At 36.2% G+C, this 1385-nt stretch carries 1 protein-coding gene and 1 pseudogene; both read right to left on the bottom strand.

The features are described from left to right. Positions 1-411 precede the first annotated feature (411 nt). Positions 412-1185: pseudogene (gene istB / locus JCM14822_RS18590) on the bottom strand (IS21-like element helper ATPase IstB). Beyond that, the coding region (locus tag JCM14822_RS21105) for a hypothetical protein (RefSeq protein ID WP_207643282.1) at positions 1182-1385 on the bottom strand (204 nt) is incomplete at its 5' end. The pseudogene istB and the gene JCM14822_RS21105, both read right to left, overlap by 4 nt.

Here is a 1385-nt window from a genome sequence, read left to right as displayed (position 1 = left end):
CTTTCCTAGGCAATAAAAAAACTGACTTAATAAGTCAGTTCAGGCTGTAGACAATTACATTGTCTACAGCCATTTTTACTGTTAGACTAGAAGTAGAGGTGATATACAATGATGGGCAGAAGAAATAATGATGAAAGATCTGTATTTGTCAAGTGAATTCGGAACCAAAATGCATTTGAAAATGGATCCACCTTAAGTCAAAAATTTATGACCGTTTATAGGTTATACGCATTCTATTTTTCCACATTTATTCCACGGTTCCCTTGACTATGAGCCTCCGTTGATATGCTGTTAGGCAGCCACCTAGTTTGATGGTGTGCTACGGAAGCTTGTGTGCTGCCTATCTTGACTAGCGTAGCATATCAACCCTCATAATCAAGGCACTTTCGCGGCATAAACGTTAGCCATTTTCTACATTTGATTTTGGAGCCACTTTTCAGTTTCATGGATCCAGTATGAGCTGGTGCTCATATCTAAAATATACGATTTATGTGTTATCCTATCTATCATCGCGGCTGTTAATACTTGATCTCCAAAGATTTCATGCCATCGATCAAAAGACAAGTTTGTGGTTATGATCGTTGACTTTCTTCCTGCACGTAGTGAGATATGTGTAAATAATAATTCTGCACCTTCTTTATCAAAGGAAATGTAACCTAGCTCATCTGCAATGACTAAGTCATATTTCTCAAGCTTGTTTTCAAAGGCCTTTTAAAGTCTTATTGCTACGGCATTCTTTCAGCTGAGTGATCAGTGTAATGGGACAGTTGTAAATAGTACTTTGTATCCCTCCATACATGCCTTTATGCCTAATGCAGTTGCAGTATGTGTTTTACCTGTTCCAGTACTCCCTAATAGGATTACATTTTGCCCATTCTTAATGAACTCTAGGTTAGATAAGATGCTAAGTTTTCTTTGCACATCACTGCTAAGATAAGTTTGATCAAGTTCTTCAAGATACATTTTTTTAGGAAATCCTGCATTTCTAATACGTTTTTGTTTACCATTCTCATTTTGTCTATCTTGTTCATACCGTAAAACATTTAACAGAAATTCTTCGTAGGATAATCCTTTTTCTTTTGCTTCCATAAGTTCATCTGCCATACAGGCACTTATTCCTGATAGGCGAATAGACTTACAGATTTCTCGAATTTCTTCTAACTGCTTATCAAAAAGCGTACTCATAGGATGGCCTCCTTCTCATAGTGTGTAGATTGAATACCAAAGATTTCATTGATACGTCTGATATTTTCATTAGAAATATCAATGATCTTAGGATCACCATGGGAGTTTGTTTCAGCTTCTATATTTCTCTCACAAATGAGCTTGATTTTATCAGTTGACAAATCTATAGGGCTTATCTTTTGAAGCGTTTCAATAGCAGT

Source organism: Cellulosilyticum ruminicola JCM 14822, from assembly GCF_001311925.1.
GTDB lineage: Bacteria > Bacillota > Clostridia > Lachnospirales > Cellulosilyticaceae > Cellulosilyticum > Cellulosilyticum ruminicola.
The sequence above is the reverse complement of the archived record's forward strand: the minus strand, read 5'-3'. Positions and strand labels throughout refer to the sequence as shown.